General features: G+C 41.9%; 28 protein-coding genes. 22 read left to right on the top strand and 6 right to left on the bottom strand.

All coding sequences use genetic code 11. The annotated features are described in order from the left end of the window. Positions 1-6: 6 nt before the first annotated feature. On the bottom strand, positions 7-1,335 hold the full coding sequence (locus tag A0125_RS10420) for an acyl-CoA dehydrogenase family protein (RefSeq protein ID WP_380883868.1): 1,329 nt from the start codon (positions 1,333-1,335) through the stop codon (positions 7-9). Between the two features lie 253 nt (positions 1,336-1,588). Between A0125_RS10420 and A0125_RS10415 the strand changes: the two genes are divergently transcribed. From A0125_RS10415 to A0125_RS10375, 9 genes are all read left to right on the top strand, one after another. Then, positions 1,589-1,783 carry a hypothetical protein gene (locus A0125_RS10415; protein WP_066755452.1) on the top strand — a complete coding sequence of 65 codons (195 nt, stop codon included), beginning with the start codon at positions 1,589-1,591 and terminating at the stop codon, positions 1,781-1,783. 123 nt (positions 1,784-1,906) lie between these two features. Continuing rightward, positions 1,907-3,271 (top strand): adenylosuccinate lyase, encoded by a 1,365-nt coding sequence (gene purB / locus A0125_RS10410; RefSeq protein ID WP_066755449.1) that lies wholly within the window; start codon positions 1,907-1,909, stop codon positions 3,269-3,271. Positions 3,272-3,331: 60 nt separating this feature from the next. After that, entirely contained in the window at positions 3,332-3,886 is a 555-nt protein-coding gene (locus A0125_RS10405) for a NifU family protein (RefSeq protein ID WP_066755446.1), read from the top strand. Positions 3,887-4,070: 184 nt separating this feature from the next. Continuing rightward, on the top strand, positions 4,071-4,919 hold the full coding sequence (locus A0125_RS10400; protein WP_066755443.1) for a transketolase: 849 nt from the start codon (positions 4,071-4,073) through the stop codon (positions 4,917-4,919). Positions 4,920-4,976: 57 nt separating this feature from the next. Next, the gene (locus tag A0125_RS10395) at positions 4,977-5,930 is read left to right on the top strand and encodes a transketolase family protein (protein ID WP_066755439.1); all 954 of its coding nucleotides are present in this window, start codon (positions 4,977-4,979) and stop codon (positions 5,928-5,930) included. Positions 5,931-5,933: 3 nt separating this feature from the next. Next, the gene (locus A0125_RS10390; protein ID WP_066755436.1) at positions 5,934-6,479 is read left to right on the top strand and encodes an RNA polymerase sigma factor; all 546 of its coding nucleotides are present in this window, start codon (positions 5,934-5,936) and stop codon (positions 6,477-6,479) included. Positions 6,480-6,513: 34 nt separating this feature from the next. Beyond that, positions 6,514-7,290, top strand: a complete 777-nt coding sequence (locus tag A0125_RS10385; protein WP_066755432.1) for a hypothetical protein — start codon at positions 6,514-6,516, stop codon at positions 7,288-7,290. Between the two features lie 47 nt (positions 7,291-7,337). Beyond that, the gene (locus tag A0125_RS10380; RefSeq protein ID WP_066755429.1) at positions 7,338-7,706 is read left to right on the top strand and encodes a hypothetical protein; all 369 of its coding nucleotides are present in this window, start codon (positions 7,338-7,340) and stop codon (positions 7,704-7,706) included. Positions 7,707-7,759: 53 nt separating this feature from the next. Then, positions 7,760-8,962 carry an aspartate aminotransferase family protein gene (locus A0125_RS10375; protein ID WP_197464843.1) on the top strand — a complete coding sequence of 401 codons (1,203 nt, stop codon included), beginning with the start codon at positions 7,760-7,762 and terminating at the stop codon, positions 8,960-8,962. Here A0125_RS10375 and A0125_RS10370 read toward each other — a convergent pair. Continuing rightward, positions 8,940-9,974 carry an endonuclease/exonuclease/phosphatase family protein gene (locus tag A0125_RS10370; RefSeq protein ID WP_231863204.1) on the bottom strand — a complete coding sequence of 345 codons (1,035 nt, stop codon included), beginning with the start codon at positions 9,972-9,974 and terminating at the stop codon, positions 8,940-8,942. The genes A0125_RS10375 and A0125_RS10370 overlap by 23 nt on opposite strands. A 162-nt stretch (positions 9,975-10,136) precedes the next feature. On the opposite strand from A0125_RS10370, the gene A0125_RS10365 reads away from it, so the two are divergent. Genes A0125_RS10365 through A0125_RS10355 form a run of 3 tightly spaced genes read left to right on the top strand, consistent with a single transcriptional unit; the run spans position 10,137 to position 13,493 of the window. Then, positions 10,137-11,312: a glycosyltransferase family 4 protein gene (locus A0125_RS10365; protein ID WP_066755417.1), complete on the top strand. Its 1,176-nt coding sequence runs from the start codon at positions 10,137-10,139 to the stop codon at positions 11,310-11,312. Further along, positions 11,291-12,310, top strand: a complete 1,020-nt coding sequence (locus A0125_RS10360; protein WP_082785001.1) for a lysylphosphatidylglycerol synthase transmembrane domain-containing protein — start codon at positions 11,291-11,293, stop codon at positions 12,308-12,310. Before A0125_RS10365 ends, A0125_RS10360 begins: the two co-directional genes overlap by 22 nt. Positions 12,311-12,359: 49 nt before the next feature. Then, positions 12,360-13,493 (top strand): glycosyltransferase family 4 protein, encoded by a 1,134-nt coding sequence (locus tag A0125_RS10355; RefSeq protein WP_231863203.1) that lies wholly within the window; start codon positions 12,360-12,362, stop codon positions 13,491-13,493. A 51-nt stretch (positions 13,494-13,544) separates the two neighbouring features. Here the strand turns inward: A0125_RS10355 and A0125_RS10350 are convergent, their stop codons facing one another. The 3 genes from A0125_RS10350 to proS all read right to left on the bottom strand — a co-directional run bounded on the left by A0125_RS10350 (position 13,545) and on the right by proS (position 16,189). After that, complete coding sequence (locus A0125_RS10350; RefSeq protein WP_066755408.1) at positions 13,545-13,802, bottom strand: hypothetical protein; 258 nt, start codon at positions 13,800-13,802, stop codon at positions 13,545-13,547. A gap of 101 nt (positions 13,803-13,903) precedes the next feature. After that, entirely contained in the window at positions 13,904-14,689 is a 786-nt protein-coding gene (locus A0125_RS10345; protein WP_066755406.1) for an NAD-dependent epimerase/dehydratase family protein, read from the bottom strand. Positions 14,690-14,716: 27 nt separating this feature from the next. After that, a complete protein-coding gene (gene proS / locus A0125_RS10340; protein WP_066755404.1) occupies positions 14,717-16,189 on the bottom strand; it encodes a proline--tRNA ligase in 1,473 nt (490 codons plus the stop codon). 120 nt (positions 16,190-16,309) lie between these two features. On the opposite strand from proS, the gene A0125_RS15610 reads away from it, so the two are divergent. After that, entirely contained in the window at positions 16,310-17,440 is a 1,131-nt protein-coding gene (locus A0125_RS15610) for a hypothetical protein (protein ID WP_066755401.1), read from the top strand. A 153-nt stretch (positions 17,441-17,593) separates the two neighbouring features. On the opposite strand, the gene A0125_RS10330 is transcribed toward A0125_RS15610, so the two are convergent. Then, entirely contained in the window at positions 17,594-18,943 is a 1,350-nt protein-coding gene (locus A0125_RS10330; protein WP_066755398.1) for an NfeD family protein, read from the bottom strand. Positions 18,944-18,982: 39 nt separating this feature from the next. Between A0125_RS10330 and A0125_RS10325 the strand changes: the two genes are divergently transcribed. From A0125_RS10325 to A0125_RS10285, 9 genes are all read left to right on the top strand, one after another. Further along, positions 18,983-19,588, top strand: coding sequence for a hypothetical protein (locus A0125_RS10325; protein ID WP_066755395.1), 606 nt, complete (start codon positions 18,983-18,985; stop codon positions 19,586-19,588). Positions 19,589-19,758: 170 nt separating this feature from the next. Continuing rightward, a complete protein-coding gene (locus A0125_RS10320; RefSeq protein ID WP_066755392.1) occupies positions 19,759-20,613 on the top strand; it encodes a LysM peptidoglycan-binding domain-containing protein in 855 nt (284 codons plus the stop codon). A gap of 4 nt (positions 20,614-20,617) precedes the next feature. Beyond that, entirely contained in the window at positions 20,618-21,253 is a 636-nt protein-coding gene (locus A0125_RS10315; protein WP_066755388.1) for a uridine kinase family protein, read from the top strand. A 244-nt stretch (positions 21,254-21,497) separates the two neighbouring features. After that, complete coding sequence (locus A0125_RS10310) at positions 21,498-21,989, top strand: DUF4442 domain-containing protein (protein ID WP_066755378.1); 492 nt, start codon at positions 21,498-21,500, stop codon at positions 21,987-21,989. A gap of 10 nt (positions 21,990-21,999) precedes the next feature. Further along, on the top strand, positions 22,000-22,458 hold the full coding sequence (locus A0125_RS10305) for a transposase (RefSeq protein WP_156472508.1): 459 nt from the start codon (positions 22,000-22,002) through the stop codon (positions 22,456-22,458). Between the two features lies 1 nt (position 22,459). Next, positions 22,460-23,116, top strand: coding sequence for an SCO family protein (locus A0125_RS10300; protein WP_066755736.1), 657 nt, complete (start codon positions 22,460-22,462; stop codon positions 23,114-23,116). A 51-nt stretch (positions 23,117-23,167) separates the two neighbouring features. Beyond that, entirely contained in the window at positions 23,168-23,551 is a 384-nt protein-coding gene (locus A0125_RS10295) for a c-type cytochrome (RefSeq protein WP_197464842.1), read from the top strand. A gap of 123 nt (positions 23,552-23,674) precedes the next feature. Beyond that, entirely contained in the window at positions 23,675-24,268 is a 594-nt protein-coding gene (locus A0125_RS10290) for a TetR/AcrR family transcriptional regulator (protein ID WP_066755368.1), read from the top strand. Beyond that, positions 24,265-25,593 (top strand): TolC family protein, encoded by a 1,329-nt coding sequence (locus tag A0125_RS10285; protein WP_066755365.1) that lies wholly within the window; start codon positions 24,265-24,267, stop codon positions 25,591-25,593. Before A0125_RS10290 ends, A0125_RS10285 begins: the two co-directional genes overlap by 4 nt. The last annotated feature ends 9 nt before the right edge of the window (positions 25,594-25,602 follow it).

Below are 25,602 nucleotides of genomic sequence, written 5' to 3'. Positions count from 1 at the left end.
GAACTTCTACACGAAAGCGCTAAATCCCGTAATACTTCTACCTACGATTAAAGAATTAATTTCCTTAGTACCTTCGTACGAATAGATCGCTTCGGCATCTGCCAGAAAACGGGCGACGTTGTATTCTAACAAAATACCATTTCCTCCCATCACCTCGCGAGCGCGTGATACGATATCTCGCGTACGCAACGTACAAAACACCTTCGCTAATGAAGCATGTTCATCTTTCAACAAACCTTCGTCTTGCATCTCCGATAGGCGAAACACCAATGTTTGCATTGCGGTAAGATTAGATAACATTTCGACCAAATGATTCTGAATTAATTGGAATGATGCGATTGGTTTACCAAATTGCTCACGCTTCAAGGTGTATTCTAATGCATTTTCGTAAGCACCACGTGCGCATCCAACGGCCATCCAGGCGACACCTGCACGCGTCATCTGCAATACCTTTGCTGTATCACGGAAACTGTTGGCGTTTTGCAAACGATCCGATTCTGGCACCCTACAGTCGGTCATCGTAATCAATCCATTTTGTACGATCCGCAAAGCCATTTTCCCTTTGATCTTTTCGACAGAAAATCCCGGATTCTCTTTACGAACAATAAAACCTTTCACCTGATTATCGTCGACATCACGCGCCCATATTATTGTTATATCCGAGAATGTAGCATTTCCAATCCACTTCTTTTGGCCATTGAGCACCCAGCCGTCCGCAGTCCTTTTACAAGTGGTGGTCAATCCACCAGCAGTTCCAGAACCGACCTCTGGCTCAGTCAGTCCAAATGCGCCAATCTTTTTCAATTGCTGCATTTGCGGCAGCCACTCTTGCTTTTGCTCTTCCGATCCGCACAAATAGATAGAGCCCATCGCTAGGCCACTTTGTACGCCTAGAAAAGTTGCGATTGATGGATCGATACGACCAAATTCGCTAGCGATTATTCCATCCATCAAAGATGATCCTCCTGCACAACCATAGCCTTCATATACGTACCCACACACATTTAGCTCAGCAAGTTTTGGAATAATTTCGAATGGAAAATCGTCGTGCAACCAGTAATTATTGACGATCGGTTTTATTTCTGCTTCGAGGAAGGCGCGCACTTTCATCTTCAAAGCATGATCTTCTGCTGATATCTTCTGCTCGACGCCATAAAAGTCGGCATTTATTGGGGGCGATTCTTTCTTTTTCTTTGATCCCGTAAGCATTTTCATAGCCATATGCAGTTGCTTCTCATCCATTTTGGAGACTGCGGAAATCACTTCGTTAAGATCAACTTTATTAGATAGTTTTTCGAGTGCGTTGAAATCAACGGACTTCGCGAACTTTAGCATATTTTTTATCTTACCAATCATAGGGGATACATTTGTACGAGATAATAACAATTATATAAAAAGATGGTTTTTAATATTTGATAATGTGTAGCGCGACAAACAACAGTATCCAAGTAATCACCGTATACACCTCTATTTAAGCGCCTTTCAAAAAAATAAAAATAAAATATATTTAGTGGGTTACCTAAACATATGGTGCGGTATTAAAGGTTAAATAAACAAATTTGTTTTAATTAAATAGAAAACTAGTAAAATGAAAAACTTATTCAAATTCGGATTTTTAGGTCTAGCGTTAACAGTAGGATTCGCAGCTTGTAACAACTCTGCTGAAAAAACTGAAGAAACAGCTGACACTACTTTGTTGATCGAAGAAAACGTTGAGTTGGATACTACTGCTGTAGTTACTGACACTACTGTTACTACTGACACTATCGAGAACGTTCAGTAATCCGAATTAAAAACGGAAATACTTCAAAGGCCCATTTATGGGCCTTTGTTGTTTTACATACCTAAATAATGCTTGTCGAACTAGGGGCAATTTTGTATTTTTGAGTCCCAAATATAGTTTATCATGACATTATCACCTTTAACTGCCGTTACTCCTATTGATGGCAGATATTACCATACTACAAACGAGCTTTCTGCCTACTTTTCGGAATTTGCGTTGATCAAATATCGCGTACTTGTAGAGGTAGAATACTTTATTGCATTAAGTACCTCTGGCATTCCGCAAATGGCTCACTTGGATGGCAGTCTGAATGACAAACTACGCGAGATATACCAAAACTTTAGCTTGGATGACGCACAATGGATTAAAGACACCGAGAAGGTAACGAACCACGATGTAAAAGCGGTAGAATATTTCTTGAAGCACAAATTCGAATTATTGGGCCTACATGATTCGCTAGAATTCATCCACTTTGGGTTGACTTCGCAAGACATCAACAATACGGCGATCCCCTACTCATGGAAAGCAGCTTTGGACGAAGTTTATATGCCTACGATTCAGGAATTAGTTGGCGAATTGAAAACCCTGGCCTCCGAATGGCAAACTATCCCGATGTTGGCACGCACACACGGGCAGCCTGCGTCTCCAACTACTTTAGGTAAAGAAGTGTATGTTTTTGTTGAGCGCTTGGAAAAACAGCTTGAGTTATTGCAGCAAGTACCACATTCGGCTAAATTTGGTGGTGCTACCGGCAATTTCAATGCGCATACCGTAGCTTACCCGACGCACGACTGGGTGGCATTTGGCAATCAATTTGTGCAAGAAAACTTAGGTTTAACGCGTTCGCAAACGACAACGCAGATCGAGCATTATGATAATTTTGCGGCAAGCTGCGATGCGTTGAAACGTATCAATAATATCCTTATCGACCTCTGCCGAGATGTATGGTCTTACATCTCTATCGATTATTTCAAACAAAAAATAACGGCTGGACAAATTGGTTCGTCGGCGATGCCGCATAAGGTAAACCCTATTGATTTTGAGAATGCAGAAGGCAACCTAGGTATTGCCAATGCGATTTTCGAGCACTTATCGGCCAAGTTGCCGATTTCGCGCTTGCAGCGCGATCTCACCGATTCTACCGTACTTCGCAATGTCGGTGTACCATTTGGGCACACGCTGATTGCATTTAAATCAACACTACGTGGCTTGCGCAAATTGATCCTGAATGAGGAAGCGTTGGCCAAAGATCTGGAAAACAATTGGGCAGTAGTAGCCGAAGCTATCCAAACTATCCTTCGTCGCGAAGGCTATCCAAAGCCTTACGAAGCACTAAAGGATTTGACGCGTACTAATACACATATTACGAAAGCCACCATTGCCGAATTTGTACAGAATCTAAATGTTTCTGAAGACGTAAAACAAGAACTAATTGCGATCTCACCGAGCAACTACATCGGCGTGAAAGCGGTAGGTTTTACGGATTAATGACGTGCGCCAAATTTGCATCCCGTATATTTGTAAAAGTTATATTCATTTGAAATTACCATGGCTACGATAAACGTATATACAGAAACCACCCCCAATCCGGCTACGATGAAATTCTTGGTCAATAAATTATTGATCAATGGTAGTGTAGATTATCCGGACCAGGAAAAAGCACAAGCATCTCCTTTCGCAAGAGAATTATTTAAGTTCAACTTTGTGAATGGTGTTTTTTTCGCGAGCAATTTTGTGACGGTAACGAAGACAGAAGATGCGGAATGGAGCGATATTGAGGCTTTGCTGAAGGAATTTGTGAAAGGTGCTGTAGAATCAGAATTGAAAGTGCAAGAAGTGGTAGCCGATGAGAATGTTTCGTTTGAAGGAACGGAGACCGAAATCAAAATCCAACAGGTATTGCACGATTATGTCCGCCCTGCTGTAGAACAAGATGGAGGAGCGATTGCTTACAAATCTTTTGACAATGGTATAGTAACGGTGGAGCTTCGCGGTTCATGTAGCGGCTGTCCATCATCTACCATTACCCTGAAAGCCGGTATCGAAGGATTGTTGAAAAGAATGGTTCCTGATGTGGAAGAAGTCGTGGCAGAAGCTATGTAATCCTTTTTGAGCAAATCATCAAGATATGAAAGGGCATTGTGCAAGAGCACAATGCCCTTTTCTCATTATAGCGCAATGCAGGGCTACACATCAAGTAAATAAACCATTTGTTTTTCGCAATTCATCCAAATACTCTTTAGGAAATTAAGTATATTAGGAAAATTTTGATAAAAACTGATACATAATGAGTGCAGATATCACTAAGTTAGAACAAATTGCATCCCAAGTAAGGCGCGACATCGTGCGTATGGTTCATTCCTGTCAATCCGGCCACCCGGGTGGATCATTGGGCTGTACCGATTATTTCGTTGCTTTGTATTTTCATGCCATGAAGCATGACCCTTCATTTAATTTTAACGCAGCTGGCGAAGATTTATTTTTCCTTTCCAATGGGCATATATCTCCGGTTTTTTACAGCACGCTAGCGCGCGCAGGTTATTTCCCAGCTTCAGAACTGGCTACTTTCAGACAGATTGATTCACGTTTGCAAGGCCATCCGACAACACATGAGCATTTGCCCGGAATTCGTATTGCATCAGGTTCATTAGGACAAGGCCTTTCGGTGGCCATCGGTGCAGCACAAGCCAAAAAATTAGATAAAGATCCCCAAACCGTATTTGTATTAATGGGCGATGGCGAATTGCAAGAAGGCCAAATCTGGGAAGCAGCAATGTACGCTGCGCATAATAAAATGGATAATATCATCGCTGCAGTAGATTACAATGGGGCACAGATTGACGGTGCTACTAAGGATGTATTGAGCTTAGGCGATCTTCGTGCGAAATGGGAAGCGTTTGGCTGGGATGTGTTGGATATCGAAAAAGGTAACGACATGGCTGCAATTATCGCAGGCGTGGATGAGGCAAAATCACGTTCGGGCAAAGGTAAACCAGTTATGATATTATTGCATACAGGAATGGGATATGGTGTAGATTTCATGATGGGATCGCACAAATGGCATGGCGTAGCTCCAAATGATGAGCAGCTAGCTTCGGCATTGGCGCAGAATCCAGAAACCTTAGGCGATTATTAGTTGCTACAATGCGACGAGCAATCGGATCACTAAAAAAATCACAACAGTTTAAAAAAAATGAAAAAATACACATATACAGAATCTAAAGATACACGTTCGGGCTTTGGTGCAGGCCTTCTAGAGGCGGGCAGAAAAAACGAAAACGTCGTGGCATTATGTGCCGATTTGATTGGTTCGCTCAAAATGAATGATTTCATCAAAGAATTTCCAGAGCGTTTCTTTCAAATCGGTATTGCAGAAGCAAATATGATGGGTATCGCTGCTGGATTGACTATCAGCGATAAGATTCCTTTCACAGGTACTTTTGCCAACTTTTCTACGGGTAGGGTTTACGATCAGATCCGCCAATCCATTGCCTATTCGGGCAAAAATGTGAAAATCTGTGCTTCGCACGCTGGATTGACGCTGGGTGAAGACGGAGCTACGCACCAGATTCTAGAAGATATTGGTTTGATGAAGATGTTGCCTGGTATGACCGTGATCAACACGTGCGATTTTAATCAAACAAAAGCAGCTACATTGGCGTTGGTAGATCATGTGGGACCTACCTATTTGCGTTTTGGCCGACCAGTAGTGCCCAACTTTACACCTGCGGATCAGGAATTTGTGATCGGCAAAGCCGTGATGCTTAACGAAGGTACAGATGTAACTATTGTAGCAACTGGGCATTTGGTGTGGGAAGCGATACAGGCTGGTGAAGAATTGGAAAAATTGGGTATTTCGGCAGAAATCATCAATATACACACAATCAAACCGCTGGACGAAGAGGCTATCTTGACCTCCGTTGCTAAAACAAAATGTGTCGTGACGGCGGAAGAGCATAATAGATTAGGCGGATTAGGCGATAGCGTGGCGCAAGTATTGGCGCGGCACTTGCCAAGCCCACAAGAATATGTTGCAGTTGATGATAGCTTTGGCGAATCGGGCAAGCCTGATGAATTGATGGATAAATATGGCCTCAATGCTGCTGCTATCGTTGCCGCTGCGCGCAAAGTGATAACTCGGAAGTAATATATGGAAGACGCTCTGATAATAGCCAAATTCGCCAACGAGAATACGAGAGAAGAAGCCTTCAATCTATTACTCAACAAATATCAGCAAAAAATCTATTGGCACGTACGGCGCATGGTGATCGATCATGATGATGCGGACGATGTGGTACAAGATGTTTTTGTGAAGGTGTGGCGCAATTTGGAAAAATTTAGAGAGGATTCTCAGCTATATACTTGGCTGTATCGCATAGCGACCAATGAATGTATCACCTTTTTAAATAAGAAGAAGCAGAAACAGCACGTCTCGCTGGACGAGGAAGATTCCTCCTATTTGTCGAGTACGCTGACTGCTTCCTCTTACTTTAATGGTGATGCTGCACAGATGAAATTGCAGCAAGCACTGCTCAAATTACCTGAGAAACAACGCTTGGTTTTTAACATGAAATACTTCGAAGATTTGAAGTATGAAGAAATATCAGAAATCGTTGGAACTAGTGTAGGCGCGCTTAAAGCATCTTATCACCTAGCAGTAAAAAAAATAGAACTGTTTTTTCGGTCAAACGATTAAACCTTTTGCAGGTGGCCCACTCTATAGACATATTATGAAGGAATTGAACACATACGACGACAATCTAGAAGGAGGCCAACTTCCTGATTTACTTGGCGTAAATCCCTTCACTGTGCCTTCCAATTATTTCGAGGAAACAGCCGCACACCTCCGGCGTCTTTGTAAGCTTCCAGCTAACGAAAACGATGCGCAACTGACAGACGCAGCGAATGCTCCGACATATTTTCAGGATTTAGCCGATCAGATTAAGCTTCGCATTTCTTTAGAAGAAGTGCTTTCAACTGATAAAGATGCTGGATTTGAAGTCCCTGCTCATTATTTTGAAGAAGCATCGCAAGAGATTTTGTCGGCGGTGAAGTTGGAAACTTTGTTTGAATCTGCTGATTCTGACGGTCTAATAGTTGATAAGGACTATTTTAAGACCCTGAATTACAATATCATGCAGCGTGTAGCTGCCGAATCTAATAGGTTAGAAAACACGAGTGCCAAGGCCACAAAGATATTTCCAATCCGCAGATGGATGAAGTATACCGCAGCGGCTTGTCTATTATTTGTGCTCTCGATAGCTGCTTTTATGACGCTCAATAAGGAGGAAAACGTATCTCCAGTCGCACAAAAAGCTTTAGCCGAACCGTCATTTGAAGCAATCTCGGATGATGAATTGATTGGCTATCTCGCATTGAATAATGATCATGACCACCTAGATTACTTCGTGGAATATATTTACGACAATGACGAAAACGCCGAAGAGAAAGCCTGCTCGAAGTATAACGATCAGGAATTGGAAGCGTACATAAACCAGATGTTATAATGACCCGATTGAATCATATTTTGTGTACAATAGGGGCTTTGTGTTGCATGTTGACATGGGCCAATGCTCAAAGCGATGAAGCCTACGATAAGATTGAGAACCAGAAGGTTGCTTATGTAACCAAGCATCTTAACCTTACCCCTTCAGAAGCGCAACGTTTTTTCCCATTGTACAATCAATACAATAAGAGCATGCGCTCGGTAAAATCTGCAAAAAGTAATATGCTATCCAACCAAAGTGATCGCAGAAACAATGATATGATAGAATTTGACGCGAAAGAGGTGGACTTAAAGAAACTTTATCGCTCCAAGTTTGCTGAGGTAATTGGATCTGCTCGAGCCTCCGAATTTTTTATGGTGGAGCAGGAATTTAAAGATATGCTATACCGCGAATTGCAGAGTAGAAAAAACCGATAGAAAAGAAGCTTTAAAGCTTCTTTCTTTGTTTTAGCGCATGTACCTTTGTACTTATGATCAGTAATCGAGAACTCTTTCTTCGTAATACCGCGCAGACATCTAATTCGCCACGCCTGATAGAGGTTGAGAGAGCGGAAGGAATCTATCTTTACGGACCAGATGATAAGCGATATATGGATTTAGTATCTGGATTCAACGTTAGTAATATTGGTCATCGACATCCGGCTGTCATCGAAGCGATTCAGCAACAGTTAGAAAAATACCTGCATGTAACTGTTTACGGCGAATTTGTACAGACACCACAGGTGCATTTTGCTACTGAGCTGTTAGCTTGCTTACCCAACTCATTCGAATCTGTGTATCTGACCAATTCGGGAGCAGAATCGGTAGAAGGAGCGATGAAATTAGCCAAAAAATTTACGGGGCGAAGGCAGATTATCGCGGCACACAAGGCCTATCACGGTAGTACACAAGGCGCATTGAGCTTGATTGGCAATGAAGATTATCATCGGGCGTATGCCCCACTCTTACCAGATATATCTTTTATAAACTTTGGTGCCATGCCTGATTTGGAAATGATTACGACGCAGACAGCTGCCGTCATCATCGAACCAATACAAGGCGAAGCGGGTGTACGTGTTCCTTCGGCCAGCTATCTACAAGCTTTGCGCGCTAAATGTACGCTTACAGGCACATTATTAATATTTGATGAAATCCAGACGGGATTCGGACGTACCGGGAGGATGTTTGCATTTGAGCATTTCGATATCGTCCCAGATATATTGCTGCTTGCCAAAGGCATTGGCGGTGGTATGCCATTGGGCGCGTTCGTCGCGCCAAAGCACATGATGGACGTGTTTAAAGACAATCCCATGTTGGGCCATATAACCACCTTCGGCGGACATCCGGTTAGTTGTGCTGCGGCACGTGCTTCGCTGCAAGTGATTCAGAAAGAAAACCTGGTTGATCAGGTAGCGCACAAGGCTGCACGATTTCGACAAGCACTCGCTGTTCCACAAATCAAGGAAATACGTGGATTAGGATTAATGATGTGTTTGCAGTTAGATAATTTTGATCAGGTGTATGCCGTAAGCAACTATTGTGCGACGCATGGCGTAATGATCGACTGGTACTTGCATTGTGAAACTGCACTCCGCTTAGCACCTCCGCTCACCATCACAGAAGACGAAATTGATCATGCCTGTGCTATAATATTAGCAGGTATACGCGAGGTTATTGTTTTGAAGGCATGCTAGTATCGGAAATATATTCCCAATCCAATCTTAAAGATACAGCAAGGTGATCGCTCAAATGCTGTCCACTATCGGTGGAGAATAAATCATCTTCGATCGCATAGCTTTTTGGAATTAATTTTAGGTTTTTACCATTCCGATATAAGATCTTATCAATTGATTCTATATCGGTTGTCAATTCCAATTTATGTGGAATCATAAAGTCAGCATACGGTTCTGGCACCTTTCCTTCTAGGAAAAAATCTACCCAAGGATCTACTGTTCCGGTGCTATGTTTAAAATCATGCAAGTTATCTCCCACAAAAGCATAGTGCGCATTAAAATCTCCCATAACAATCAACGCATTTCCTTCTGAATGTGTGTTGATATATGCTGCCAATTGTTCCATATTATGTCTACGCGCTTGTACGGCAGCATTACTTACGTGCGCGGTAGCGTGTATATTATACAAATCTACAGATGCATCTTTGGCAAGCTGTACACGCATATAAGCAAATCCTTTTGGCGTAAGACAATCTGTACCGCTACATTGCTGCCAAGCAATGCGGCGCAGCTCCATGATTGGATATTTGGAAAGCGTATTAAGGCCGTCTCCAAATGGCACTTTGCCCTTCGTATCCGTGCGAAAGGGATGTTGGTTGTATTGATAAAGATCCACGTTATAGTGGAAATCTTCCTGTACATTGACAAGATCAAATTGATCAATTTTGTGTCCAATCGCTCGTATACTTTCAGCTCGCGGAGTTTTGGCGCTGGAAATGACTTGAGGCAGGCCAGCGATATTATAAGTCAGTAAATTTAAAGTTCCGGTATTCGCTTCGGATAGCTCGTGCTGTACCGGATAAACATAGGTATTTCGGGCGATCGCACGCTTGTAATTGACCAGATACCAAATCACAATACCAAAGATAAGTACTATGCCTAAAAGGAGCCGCCAACGCTCGTAAGGAATAAAAACACTTGTCCAGGTCATTATTTTTAAGTGCTGTTCTACAATCAAATTGACAAAACTCATGTGAAGTTTACACTAATTTACTGTTACGATTTTTCCAAACTTTATACCTTCTAATATACTAACAATAAACTACTACGAAACGCCTATTAATTAAAGTTTAACTTTGAACGAATCGCAAGTTTACACTAGAACGGTAGTTTTATAATTATACAACTACGGCCTATGATAAAAGTTGCACTTTTTGCAGAGATCCTAATCCAAGATTTTGATGGTGCTGCGCGAACGTTGTTTCAATTAGTGGATCGAATTGATCCGGAGAAGTTCTGTTATTTATTTGTGTATGGAAGCGGGCCAGAACAGTTAAGAAATTTCCAATCGATAAAAACCGCTCGCCTCCGACTACCAGTAAATGATGACTATTCTATGGCCTTACCCAGGCTGACCAAACAGCGCTTATACAATCAGTTAGATGAATTTGCACCCGACGTAATTCATATTACAACACCGTCTGCACTAGGATTCTTCGCATTACGCTATGCACAAAAAAGAAATATACCGGTGATTAGCATCTATCATACTCATTTCTTAGCCTACATTCCCTATTATCTCAAAAATCTGCCCATCTTGGAGAAGCCGGTGATGAAATGGATGATGGCAACAATGCTACGTTTCTACAATAGCTGTGACAAGATTTATGTACCTACGCCCAGCATGCTCAGCAGATTGGAGCAGATTGGTATCCACGCGGCACGTATGACGCTTTGGCAACGCGGCATAAATTTACAGCTATTCAACCCAGCACGTCGCAATCCCAAGCGGATGCATCAGATTACGGGTAATCAGAACATCACTATTTTATTCGCCAGTCGGTTGGTATGGGAGAAAAACATACAAACATTGATTGAAATGGCGAAATTGATCGACAAGCAGGAGTTACCATATAATCTCATTGTTGTTGGAGAGGGCGCAGCAATGAAAGAAATGCAACGACAAATGCCTACGGCATATTTTTTAGGGAAACAAACTCACGAATCTTTGGCGGTCCTATATGCATCTGCTGATGTTTTTGTATTTCCCTCTATATCCGAAACGTATGGTAATGTAGTGACAGAAGCGATGGCATCTGGCTTACCTTGCGTGATCGCCAATGGTGGAGGCAGCGCCGATTTGGTTTCGGATGGCATCACCGGCTACAAATGTAATGCGACGAATGCCGAAGAATACTTGCATTATATCATGCAACTTTTAGAAGATGCAGAATTGTATGCCCGGATTCGTGACGGTGCTTTGGCAAGTGTACAACAATTTGACTGGGAGACGCTCGCTAAGCGCTATTTTGACGACGTAGCGAAGCTAGCTGGTAAGAAAGAAGCCAAATGGATCGGAAAAGCAAGCTAATCCTAATCTTTAAGTATATCATCCTTATTACGGTCTGTATTTGCATGATACAATTCCTGCGTAAGATTGATCTTAAGGCTGTTTTTGTCATGTTGCGAGAGGTGGGATATGGTATTCTGCTTATACTGCCACTCACTGGCTTTGCCTACTACTTGGGCACACTATCTTGGCAAGTGCTATTGGGCAATGACTCCAAAAAGGTAAACTCCTTCCAGCTTTTCTTCATTCGACAAATTGGAGAAATGGTAGGAATACTAAACCCCACCAGCATCATTGGTGGCGATCTTACTAAAATATATTATCTACGGCGACACGAAATAAATGAACGATCGGCAACCAATTCGGTGGTATCATCACGCATGACAATGATTTTATCACAGATTTTATTATCAACATTGGTACTCATCTGGTTACTTTATTACGCAGGTAGCACGGTGTTGTTAGACGGATTTAGATCTTTAATATACATTGCATTAGTCATATTGTGCTCCGTGCAAATCGGATTATTTTACTGGATCTATCGTACGCGCTATTGCGCATCATTGTCCCTATCAAACGCCGCAGCTACTACAACCATCGGTCGTATGCGAAGCCGTATAATACAAGCTTTAAAGGATTTAAAAAAGACAGCACGCTCAGATAGCAGCGCGTTTATAATATCTTTTACTCTCGCTTTACTGCATTGGATAGTTGGTAGTCTAGAATTCTATGTCGTGTTAGCCTTTTTGGGCATAGATATCGCCATGATGCAGGCAATCTTAATGGATATGGGTGTTATTCTTATCAAAAATATAGGAGCATTTATACCAGGTCAGATCGGTATAGAAGAATTTGGCAACAAAATAGTTTTGGCCGCAATAGGTGTACAAAGTGCTACGATTTGGTTTAGTATTTCATTGATTCGTAGATTTCGACAGCTAGTCTGGATTATGATAGGATGTATAGCTTATTTTTTCTTAAACCTACAGATAAAGCCCCCGTATACCGTCAATGAATAATTGCTCCATACTATTTGTTAGTCACAAATATCCCCCCGGCACCGGCGGTATGGAAAAGCAGAGTTATGAACTGATAATAGGCATGCAGCGGTACACTCAGGTACACCAAATCGTCTATGACGGTTCTGAATCTATCTTGCATTTCTTTTGGAAACTCAACCGACGCATATTGAAGATCGTAGCCGAGCATCCGGAAATCCGTCTTATTCACTTTAACGACGGACTTATCGCTAGCTTTGCTTTGTACCATAGCGGATACGATCATTTGAAGAAGACAGTCACTGTACACGGCTTAGATGTGGTATTTCCCCTTCGGTATTACCAACGCAAAGTGCTTCCAAGGTTTAATCGCTTCGATCTGATCATTGCCGTTAGCGAAGCGACAGCGCGTGAGATTATTGTTCGAGGAGTAAATCGTGATCGAGTAAAGGTAATTGCTAATGGAATCGATCACGACTGGTCGACGCATCCAAGTATTAGCACGCTAGATTTATTGCTACAAAAGCATCACATACCATGCGGTAAGAAGTATTTGGTACTGCTAGGCAGACCAGTGAAGCGAAAGGGATTTTCTTGGTTTATCAAAGAGGTGCTTCCGCAATTAGATCCTAAATATCATGTGCTGATGATCGGACCTTTTGCTTTCAAAGCGACTTTTGGCGAACGTCTATTAACGATCTTACCATCGAAATGGTGTAATCTGATCATGCTATTTCTTGGTTACCCTTCTGATCAACGGGCGCTACGGTCTATTTTGCAAAATCCCTTGTACGCGATGAAAGTGAGTCACATGGGTAAAATTCCGACAGCAGAGCTACAAGTAGTTTTGAGAGAAGCAGCAGCATTCATCATGCCCAACATCTCCGTAAAGGGAGATATGGAAGGTTTTGGCTTAGTATGTTTGGAAGCGAGTAGTCACGGGGCGATTGTGTTTGCTTCCGCATTGGAAGGCATAACGGATGCCATACAGGATGGAAAAAATGGTTTTCTGGTTGAGTCGGAAGATTCCTCAGCCTGGATATACAGCTTGGCTAGGCTGGATCAAGAAAGCGATGGTCTTTTACAGTGGCGTAGTCAGTTTCGACATTATACCCTATCACAATTTGGCTGGGACAAAATGACGAGAAGCTACTATTGCGCGTTTCGCACATTGCTACAACAAAATGCACAAAAAAACTCCTGATGTTATAAGACCATCAGGAGTTTGAATATCTGAAAATACTATAATAGCTTATTATTTATTCTTGCCGAAGCCCAAAATTTCGAATACAATCTTGAAAGCGATCAGAGAGGCGATAATAATCGCAATATTGGCAATCCATGAAAACAAAGATTCGAATTGATCAAGCGCCACGATAACATCGGGTACAAAACGAATAAATACACCGATCAAACCAATGATGATGGCGAAAGTAAGGGTTACATAGTATTCTGTACGATTCGCATTATTGTCGGTCGTCTTTGCCGGCCTTTCAAACACTGTATTTTCCATAAAATTGTTGATCTCTTTTAAATACGGTACAAATGTACGAAAGTCTGCATCCGATTGAAAATAAATTTCAAAATATCGTTGTAATAATTTGCAATTAATTGCTAAAAATCTACTGGTGATGCATACTTGAATGTATACTGAAGTTCGCGCGCTATCCTATCGCCACGAACCACCTTATCATAGGATGCTTCGTCTTTAAAAGCCGATGGCAAAGCGTATCCATATTTTGCTGCCGAAGCGCGGATTACAGCCTCCTTCTGAGGATGCTGTGGACACACCAAATTATAAACTGACTGAGAGAGTGGCTGCATAAAACCAAGCCATAGCAATGCCAATACGTCCTCGATGTGGATAAAATTGGCCGATTGAGCGCCAGTTTTACAAATCTTGCCCTGAAAGTACTTGGCAAAGATGCGTTGCTGCCCGAACAAGCCCCCGAGTCGATACACAACTGTGTGGGGCACAGCGTGCATTTTCTTTTCTGCAAGTAACAAGTGCTCACTCATCTCCTTTTCTACCGCAAAGTACTCATCAAACTCGCGGGACTGCTCCGGATAGATGCCGATAGAGCTGAGATAAATATGCTTTTTATACGCTACGCACTGCAATGCATCAGCCACCTGTGCAAAGCGCAGACTCAACGTAGTGATATCATTTTTCTTCGAAGCAGGTATGCTATTCAATATATAATCAAAGTGCAGACCATCCAAAGGCAGTCTGGCACTTTGATCAAAATTGTGAACCATCGCATTTATCCCTTCATCTTGCAATCGCTTTGCTTTCTCTGCGGAGGTAACCGTTACTGCCACTTCATGCCCGCGGCTTACCACTAGTTTGGCAAAAGCTTCACCAACCCACCCGCAACCTAGAATCAAGAAATGCGCCATGCTATTATATGCTTTTCGTACTGTAAATTAGTATGCTTTGGCAAAAAGAACTCGGTGACGCGAAGGTTTACCGGTGAAAATACAAACACCATCTTCGTCTTGTACATCCAAAGGAATACAGCGAATAGTAGCCTTTGTTTCTTCTTTCACGCGCTTCTCTGTTTCTACAGTGCCATCCCAATGACAGGACACAAATCCACCCTTATCGTCCAAAACCGCCTTAAATTCGTCATAACTATCTACCGGAGTAATGTGCTCGTCGCGGAAAGTAAGCGCTTTATGGTAAATAGCTTCTTGAATCTCATCCAATAATGCCACAACATGATCCGTCAGGCCATCCTGAGATACTGTTTCTTTGGTTTGATTATCTCTACGCGCTAATTCTACCGTGCCATTAGCCATATCGCGCGCACCTAAAGCGATCCGCAATGGCACGCCTTTAAGTTCCCACTCTGCAAATTTAAATCCTGGTCGCTGTGTATCTCGGTCGTCGTACTTAACAGAAATATCACGAGCTTTCAGCTCAGATGTCAACGTATCAACATAATTGTCAATAGCTTGTTTCTCCTCTTCCGTACGGAAAATAGGCACGATAACGATCTGTATTGGCGCCAATTTTGGTGGTAATACCAAACCTTGATCGTCTGAATGTGCCATAATCAAGGCTCCCATCAATCGCGTAGACACGCCCCAAGAAGTGGCCCACACATGTTCGAGCTTACCTTCTTTTGAAGTAAACTTCACATCAAACGCTTTAGCAAAATTCTGACCCAAGAAGTGAGATGTACCTGCTTGCAATGCTTTTCCATCCTGCATCAGAGCCTCTATACAATAGGTATCCAATGCTCCGGCAAAACGCTCATTTTCTGTTTTACGACCACGAATCACCGGAACGGCCAAAGTGCCTTCTACAAATTCCGCGTACACATCCAACATACGTTCTGCTTCTTCGATCGCTTCCGCTTCTGTTGCATGAGCAGTGTGCCCCTCTTGCCACAAAAACTCCGCAGTACGCAAAAACAAGCGAGTCCTCATTTCCCAACGTACCACATTGGCCCACTGATTAACCAAGATAGGTAGGTCTCTGTAAGATTCGACCCATCCTTTATATGTATTCCAAATGATGGTTTCTGAAGTAGGTCGTACAATTAGTTCTTCTTCTAACTTAGCCTCTTCATCAACAATGATATTACCAGTACCGTCGTTCTTTAACCGGTAATGGGTTACTACCGCACACTCCGTCGCAAAACCTTCCACGTGCGAAGCCTCTTTAGAAAAAAAAGATTTAGGAATAAAAAGAGGAAAATAAGCATTGGAGTGGCCTGTTTCTTTAAATCTTTTATCAAGAACTGCCTGCATACGTTCCCAAATGGCATATCCATAGGGTTTGATCACCATACATCCTCGAACAGCAGAGTGTTCAGCCAAGTCGGCCTTTACTACCAAATCATTATACCATTGCGAATAATCTTCGCCTCTGCTTGTTATGCCTTTGCCCATAAAATCTTTGAATCGAAAAATATATATATTTTAGCTAGACGGATTAAACCACCTATCTAATTGGGGGTCTAAGTTAACAATTAGGACTGAAATTATCGAAAGATTAACGGCATGAGAAACATGAAACACAATCAAATATACTACAGCATTGCGGCATTATTGCTTGTACTATTTAGCAGCGCCTGCTCTAGCAAACGCTATAGCGGAAGTGTAGCATCGCGGGACAGAGGAGTTTATCAGAGTCCAGATTATTATTACACTGGAGTTGCAGGTAGCGCTTCAACAGCACAGGCCGAATATTATGCAGATGATTACTACGGTGATGAAGATGTGATGGACGAAGCTTATGCCGATAATGGCACTTATGCTGGAGGTTACTACGATGACGAGTTTAGTGATCTTGAATACGCTAATCGCATCAATCGCTTCTACTACACGAGCCCTGGCATGATGTATTACGACCCATGGTTTGATCCATGGATGGGATACGGTGGTTTAGGCTTTGGCTGGGGCGGTGGTTTTGGTTGGGGCGGCGGCTTTGGCTGGGGCGGCGGCTTCGGTTGGGGTTCACCTTGGAGAATGGGTTTCGGCTGGGGGCATGGCTTTGGTTTTGGCTGGGGACCTGGCTTTGGTTGGGGACCATGGGGGTACAATTATTGGGGACACCCTTTCTACGGACACTTCGGTGGGCGCGGAGGCTTTTACCGCAACGATTTCTATGGAAATCGTAACCCTAGAGTAGCAAGTGGCCGTGCGTCTGGCGGTAACGTAAGAGCATCAAGCGGTAGAGCCGCTGGAAGAGGTGTAGCTAGAGATGCTAACGGTAGAATATTAAATGGTACATCTGCTGGTCGGTCACGTAATGCCACTGTAGCGAGTGGTCGCGCAAGTTCGTCTGGTAGAGCAAACGTCGGCACACCGGGAAGAGCAGGAACAGTAGGACGCGGTGCTACAGGAAGTTCGTCGGGTCGTGCTGGAACGGTAGGTCGTGGTGCTACAGGTGTTACCCGTCAGCCAGTTGGAAGAGCTCAAGGAGGTAATATAAATCGCGGAACGAGTAGTGGTCGTGCGTCGGGAGCGGCTGTCGGCCGGAGTGCTACACCAAGGTCAGCGACACCTCCTGCTAGATCAACGATAAATCGTGGTAGTACACAGCCTACGAGATCTTCTGGTGGTGGAGGTATGAGTAGAGGTAGTTCTGGTGGTGGCGGAGGTGCTAGTCGCGGCGGCTCATCCGGAAGAAGCCGATAATATTACTGAGGAGTTCTGACCTAAAACAAACATATTGCCATCACCTAGGTGATGGCAGATAACAACGAAGCCCAACAGACTTTTCTGTTGGGCTTCGTTGTTACTTGCACTTACGCATTTAATAGCTTGGCATTATCTTTTGAAGCTCCTAAACTATAAGGCTTGTTCCTGATACTTACGCACAAATAAGGTGTAGTTTTCGTGCTTAATCACAAGAACCTTCTCCCCCATATCTATAAAGCCGTCCATCGCGACAGCCTCATACCAATTGCTCTCTAACTCGATTTTTCCGGAAGGGCGTAAAACCGTCTTTGCGACGCCAACCTTATTAATCAGATTTATTTTTGGCACTGAAGAGGTATATCCTCCTTCTGATAACTGTTCATCAGCAAGTACCAATTTGCGAAATGCCGTAGTACGAAGCACATTTTTACCAAAAAGAATAATAAGGACAATGGATAATACCATAGCTCCTACAACTACTAAAAATGCATTCATTAATAATCCTGGTTTTGAAAGTTGAAAATCTAAAAAATCATTAGCTACCATGGAGAAAGCCAATCCACAAAGCATAAGTATAATACCCGCAATACCGGCTACTCCAAACCCGGGAATCACGAAGACCTCCAGCGCCATCAAGATGACACCCAATACAAATATTAGTATCTCCCAATGATCTGCCAATCCTTGTAAATACAAAGGTGCAAAAAACAGCACGCCACAAATAACAGATAAGACACCTGCAAAGCCAAGTCCAGGGGTTTGCAATTCGAAATAAATACCGCCGATAATACCCATTATTAAAAATCCGCTTATCAACGGATTGATAAGAAAACCGATGATACGATCAACGGTGGTAACCTGATGAACAATGACATCTGGTTGTTTGATTCCCAAACGTTCATAGATCTGCTCGGTAGATTTTATTTCGGCATCTGCTAATCCAGCTTTGACCGATTCGGAGGCTGTCAAAGTTAGTAATTTGCCATCTTCTTTGAGGTGTGGCACAGAAATACTAGGATCGACAAATGCTTCTGCCATTCTGGCATTACGACCTTTGGCTTCTGCGGTCGCTCGCATCAATCCACGCATATACGATTGGTATTTCTCCGGCAGCACTTCACCCGAGCCATCCACCACTGTAGCTGCGCCCAAGCTCGCGCCAGAATGCATAAATATATGATCTGTAGCCAACGAGATCAAAGCGCCTGCAGAAGCAGCATTGTTATTGATGTAAACGATCGTTTGCATATCAGCGTTTAAAAGCAAAGTGCGTATGCTGTCAGCAAAATTTACCGCTCCACCAAATGTATTCAGCTCCATCAAAAGATAATCAGCATCTGAGCTCAACGCTTTCGCATAGGCATTTTTCGTAACATACCACGCGCCCGGACCAATTTCATCTTTTAAGCTGAACTCATAAATTTTTTGTCCGAAGGACTGCAAGCTGATGACGGTAAAGAAAATTACCATCAACCATGTCAATTTCATAAATTTGCTCATACGATTATTCGTTCTTAATGTGCATCGGAGGACATACACATGTTTAAAAATACAATTAAAAAAGCGTTTCAGAAAGACTTAATTGAGAATATCTGGAAGATAGAGGTAAATGGATATGGTGATGAAATCGCCGTGGAAACGCGAGATTCGAAAACCACTAATCCTACGCATCAAATCCTTCGCTTTGCAGACGGTGCAGAACTGATGCGCTATGCAACCGGCGAGAAAGACTGGACGATGGAGGGTATTCAAAAGGATTTTCTAATCCTAAAAAAGGTAGGCGAACAGACTCCCGTAAAAGAAGGAATTCAGGTTATCCAGATTTCAACGCAAAAGCCCGTGTGGATCAGTTATGAATACGTACTGATTGATGTTTTGGAAGATTATCTTCATATCAGACCTCGCAACCTTACGACTGGCGGAGAGCAGTTTGTGGATATAAGCACGGGTGAAGTGTGTCCGGTAAACCAAACTATTTTGCAAAATATCCAAAAAATCGTGTTTCCTTCCCTTTACCCTATGACAATCCACCAGATTTTTTCCCTACTGATCATATACCACGAGATCTTTGGATCAGCAAACTACCAGAAGCTTATTTATGGTGTTATCACACGCAACAGGTTAACGGATATGATCTTCATATAGCAGTAAGTGATCTAGAAGCAATCCACGACGAAGCTATCGTACAACGCGCTATTCCCAAAATGTTTCCCCAGCCGTATTTCCAAGTTGGTAGTCAAATATTCTTTATGGCAGATAATAAACATGAAATTGTTTCGTATTTAGTATAATTGCAAAATATGATGGTATCGATAATGAAGAGGAGATTTAATGGCTTTATACTACTATGTGTAAGCCTGCTAGTTAGTTCTACCACGTTAATAGCACAGACCAACACTGAGCAGAAGACCGAAATAGTAAATGGTAAAACTTACATTATACACCAGGTTAAAGCAAAAGAAACCTATTACGCACTTAGCCGTACCTATAGCATACCAGTTAATGATATTATGGCAGCCAACAATAAAAAAAATCTGCGCGTTGGCGATATTGTGCGCATTCCGAGTACTGTCACTGAAGAGCGCCAATCACTCACAAGTACCCCATCTTCACCCTCAACTAGTGTATCTCCAGAAGATATATTAACCGATTACAAGGTAGGCTCTAAAGAAACATTGTATGCAATTGCCAAACGATTCCAAACAAACGTAGAGGATATTAAAAGACTAAACAACCTGAAGTCGGACAATCTCAAAGAAGGACAAATCTTACGCATACCCGATGGCAACCTGCCCCCTGAACCAGTGGCCGCTATTGAACCTGCAGCGCCAGTTGAAAAGATTGATGATGTGCCCGTACGTAATATCCAAGCCGGACGATATGGTGTACGCGAAACTTCAGAGAAAGGAATAGCCGTGTGGATGGAAAATCTAGAAACCAAGAACAATAGTAATCTGGCTCTGCATAAGACAGCACCAGTAGGTACGATACTAAAAATCACCAATCCTATCTCTAATAGCGTAACCTACGCCAAAGTTGTGGGCAAGTTTGCAGAAAATACAGAAACCCAAGATGCCATTGTAGTCGTTTCAAAATCGGCAGCAGCCTATATAGGAGCTGTAGACAAACGCTTCCGCATTGAAATCACTTACGGAATTCCTACAGAATAATCCCATGCAAAAACCTTATGTAATTGGCATAGCCGGAAGTAGCGGATCTGGCAAAACATTTTTCCTTAATAGTTTTCTCAATCATTTTGAGCAGAAAAGCGTAACACTGATTTCGCAAGACGACTATTATATTCCCGCAAACACCAAAACTCAGGAAGAAAATCGCCTGTACAACTTTGATTTGCCTACGGCCATCGATCGGCAAGCATTCTTCCACGATATCAACGCCCTTTTTGAGGGAAAGAGCATACAAAAAGAAGAATACACATTTAACAACCCCAACCTAAAGCCAAAATTACTCAAGATCGAGCCCGCTCCCATTCTAGTAGTCGAAGGGCTATTTATCTTCCATTATCAAGAGGTAAACAATCTGCTGGACTATCGTATTTTTATCGATGCCAATGAGCAAATCGCCTTAAAACGTAGACTGAAGAGGGATCTCGAAGAAAGAGGCTATGATCACGATGATGTAATGTACAAATGGATAAATCACGTGATGCCATCGTTTAATACGTATTTAGCGCCACACAAAGAAGAGTGCAATCTAGTCATTCACAATAATTCAGATAATCCGCAGATCATCGACAATTATACCAGAGATATTGTAAACGAACTGAAGGTAAAACTAGAAGGTCTATAACTAATTGCCAGTAAAATAGTAACTTTGCGCTATGCATTGCGAGGATAATCAAATCTTATTACCAATACTGGACGCGCCAGATTTGCACGATCTAAATTCGAAAGGAATAAATGTATATGGTGCTGAAAATCTGTGCATTTTCAAAAAATGCTGTAAAAAATACAAAAAAGGCAAACGCTGTAAAAAATGTCCTGATCGATAAATAGTTTTCCTCATTCTAGAAGAGAAAGGTTATTTTTGCATTATGAGGGTCACACCAAAAAGGCTAAAATGGGTACTCCGCTTATATCCACCATTTTTTTTTCAGAGGATATGGGTGAAAAATATTCGAGAGGGCTATACTGGCGCTGATGTAATCATCCGCAAAAGCCTTCTAAATATGAACGGTAATAAATCCATTTTTGGAGGCACCATCTTTTCGTCTATCGACCCGATCTATCCGCTACTGATCGATTCATATGTACGTAGCAACGGATTACGTAAAACGGTAAGCTGGTTAAAATCTGCTCAAATTGAGTACAAGAAACCAGGATATCGTAGCCTACATTTTTCCGTAAACCTCGATCCAGACCAAATGAATGATGCCTTAAACACTTTATTGAAAGATGGCAAAGTCGTTCAAACTTTTAGTACCGAAATTTTCGATACAAATGGGTTACACTGCGCGACTGTACACAACGAAATTTATATTCGTAATCTCCAATTTGATTTCAACACTGTTAATACACAAACATAAAGAAAACGTCATGAACAGAACTATTTTAGCGACTACATCACTTGGCATCGCAGCTATAATGCTCATCTCCTGTCAGAATAATAATAATAATAATCACTCAAACGATAATGAAATTAGTCACAAAACCCTGTCAGAACAAGCTATAGAAGTTCATGACGAAATTATGCCGCAGATCAGCAAATTTGATAAAACAGCGGTAAAAATCGATTCTATATTAAATGGTCTTTCAGCGTCCAAATCTGAAGAAACAGAATTAGATACGACCACAATACGTACCGAACTGACCGCGCTAAAACAAGATATTGAATCTGCTACGGGAAGTATGATGGATTGGATGCGCAACTACAAATTAGATAGCACCGATGTATCCTATCAGCAGAGCGAGGTAGAGCGTATCAAACTTATGCGTACTGAATTTGATCAAGTAAATCAACAGATAGACGCTAAAATGAAATCGTATGTTAAATAATATGATAAAACATACCAACCTATGGTGCAGTTTGCTTGTCATAGTAAGCCTTAATATGGTTTCTTGCGACCAAAAGACCACCAAGCTGCCGATTTACGGGCACCGCGAGCCTGTAGAACGTACAGTCAACGGCAAAACTGTGATCGACACCATTTATCAGACAATACCCGATTTCAGCTTCCTCAATCAAGACAGTGCGATCGTGACACAGTCATTCTTCGATGATAAGGTTTACATCGCCAATTTTTTCTTTACCCACTGCCCAAGCATTTGCCCCACAATGCAAAGAAATATGCTTAAGGTGTACGAGGATTACAAAGGAGATGACAGAATTGCTTTTATATCTCATAGTATCGATTTTAAATACGATCAACCGCATGTCTTGAAAGCATATGCAAACAAATTAGGCGTAACTAATGATCAATGGCAATTTGTAAATGGCACGAAGGCAGACATTTATGGCATGTCTGAAAAATACCTCGTATATACCGCTGAAGATGCAAATGCACCGGGAGGTTACGATCATCAAGGTTATCTCGTCTTGATCGACAAAGAACGCCGAATTCGTGGAGCGTACGATGGTACAGATGACGAGCAGGTCAATAAATTGCAATCAGACCTTAAAATTTTATTAGAAGAACAAAATTCAAGTTCTTAAATGCGAAATACAGTCTTTGTCTTCACTTGTATATTCATAATAGTGGTACTTATGCAGCTGGCAAATAGTTGCAATAATACGTACGACATCAAGACGACGCAATACATGACCAACGGCGAAAAAGTATATCGCGCTCACTGCCAAAACTGCCACGGTAAAGATGGCGAAGGATTGGGCAAACTTTACCCTCCTTTAACAGATCCCAATTATCTTAAGGATAATCGGGATCTACTACCACGCATAATTCGCTATGGATTAAAGGATACTATTCAAGTGGCTAACGAAATCTTTGCAGGCGTGATGCCCGCAAATCCACAATTGACTGATGTCGATATAGCGTACGTACTTACCTATATCACGTTGAGATTTGGCGATTCGGAGGTAAAGTTCGATATTGAAGAGGTTAAAAAGGCACTCTCGACAAAACCAAACTAGCAGTAAAATTTCTTTTAAGCAGCGGTAATGAATTTACCGAAAAGACAATCTCTTTTTGCAGAAAGTATAACGAGAATTTGACAATCAATTTGTAGTTAAAAACACTACATTTGAATCCATCAAATGAACGTTCAATCTACAAACAAAAAAGAGGTTATATTCCAGAGTACGTTGGTCTTACTACAAGACAACGGTTTCCACGGAACGCCCATGAGCCAAATCGCTCAACATGCAAAATTATCCGTAGGCACCATCTATCATTATTTTGAATCCAAAGAAGAGCTGATATTAGAATTGTTTGCTTACTGCAAAGCTCAATTGATGGACTTCATTTTCGATGGTACTACACTTACGGAAGAGCAGTACGAGAATGATTTTAAGAAAGTTTGGCGGAGGTTTGTACAATTTTACACCGATTATCCGACATACTTTTGCTTTATGAATCAGTTTTATTCTTCTCCATTTCATGAGACAGAGCGATTGCGAAAACTACAGCAGCCTAATGAAGATCGAGCGAATATCCAAAATTTCCTCGCTCGTGGAATAGAACTCAATCAATTAAGAGACACCAGCATTCATATCTTAAACTCAGCGTTTACAGGTGTTGCTGTTTCTTATATCAAATCAGTCATTTTTGGAAAAGTTACCATGCAAAAAGAAGAACTTGATGAAATGGTTGATCTAGTTTGGAAATCAATTAAAAAAGAATACGTATGAGCTGCGCAATTAAATATATTTTCTTAACAACCTGCCTCAGCATCACCACCTTTCTGCTTTACGGGCAAGAAAGCAAAAGCTCCCTTTCGGCTACGCCGACCTTACAAGAGCTACTGGACTACGCATTAGAGAACAGAATCACTATAAAAAGAGCCCATTTGGGTGTCGAAATTGGTGAGAAAGAAATTAAATCTGCCTTGTCAGGCTATTTTCCGCAAGTAGAAGCTACTGGTGTATTGAATCATTATCTGCAAATACCGACTACGATTATTGGTGGCAACCTTATTCAAATGGGGCAGCGCAATACGAGCAATGTTGGTGCGCAAGCGACACAGGCACTACTAAATCCAGAGCTTCTGCTAGCATCTAAATCAGCTAGTGTAATCCGCGAACGTTATAAGCAAACGCTTGAGGAGCAAAAGATCAGTGCAGTGGTCGATGTTAGCAAGGCATATTTTGATATTCTTACAACAGAAGAGCAGATTAAAATTATTCAGGAAGATATTGCAAGAATCAAACGTCAATTTACCGATGCGCGCATGCAGTATGAGGTAGGATTAGTCGATAAAACTGATTTCAAAAGAGCTCAGATTTCGCTAAACAATTCGCAAGCCGAATTAAAGAGAACGCACGAGTTTCGTAAATTTAAGTACGATTACTTAAAGCAACTGCTCGCATTGCCTCTATCCTACCCGATGGATCTGTCTTATCATCAGGAAAACCTTGAAGCCAAGGTCATGCTAGACACCACTGAAGTTTTGCAAGAAGAGCGTCGTATAGAGTACCGACAGTTGACCAACATGAAACGCGAGCAAGAACTTAATACAAAGTTTCAAAAATGGCAATTCTTACCCACCATAAGTGCTGCGGCTAATTACCAAATAAATTACTTCAATCCCGAATTCCGCGAATTGTACAACCGCGGTTTTCCAACATCTGCTGTAGGTCTAAGTCTTTCCATACCTGTATTTCAAGGATTCAGAAGACAGCACGAGATTCGAAGATCGCAATTGCAGGAGAAACAATTGGAATGGGATCTACTCGACATGAAAAATATAATCAGTGCCGAATATTCTGAAGCAATTACCAACTACAGAGCTTACATGAACGAGTGGAAAGTAAGTCAGGAGAATGTCGCGCTATCCAAAGAGGTCTACGATATTATAAAATTGCAGTATGACGAAGGCATAAAAACGTATTTGGATTTGATGACATCAGAAACAGACTTACGCACCAGCCAGCTCAATTACCTCAACGCATTGTATATTCTACTTTCCAGTAAAATTGACGTAGAACGCGCATTAGGCAATATTCAAATACAATAAACTAACTCA

This window comes from Sphingobacterium populi (assembly GCF_001586775.1).
In the GTDB taxonomy this organism is placed as follows: domain Bacteria; phylum Bacteroidota; class Bacteroidia; order Sphingobacteriales; family Sphingobacteriaceae; genus Sphingobacterium; species Sphingobacterium populi.
The sequence above is the reverse complement of the archived record's forward strand: the minus strand, read 5'-3'. Positions and strand labels throughout refer to the sequence as shown.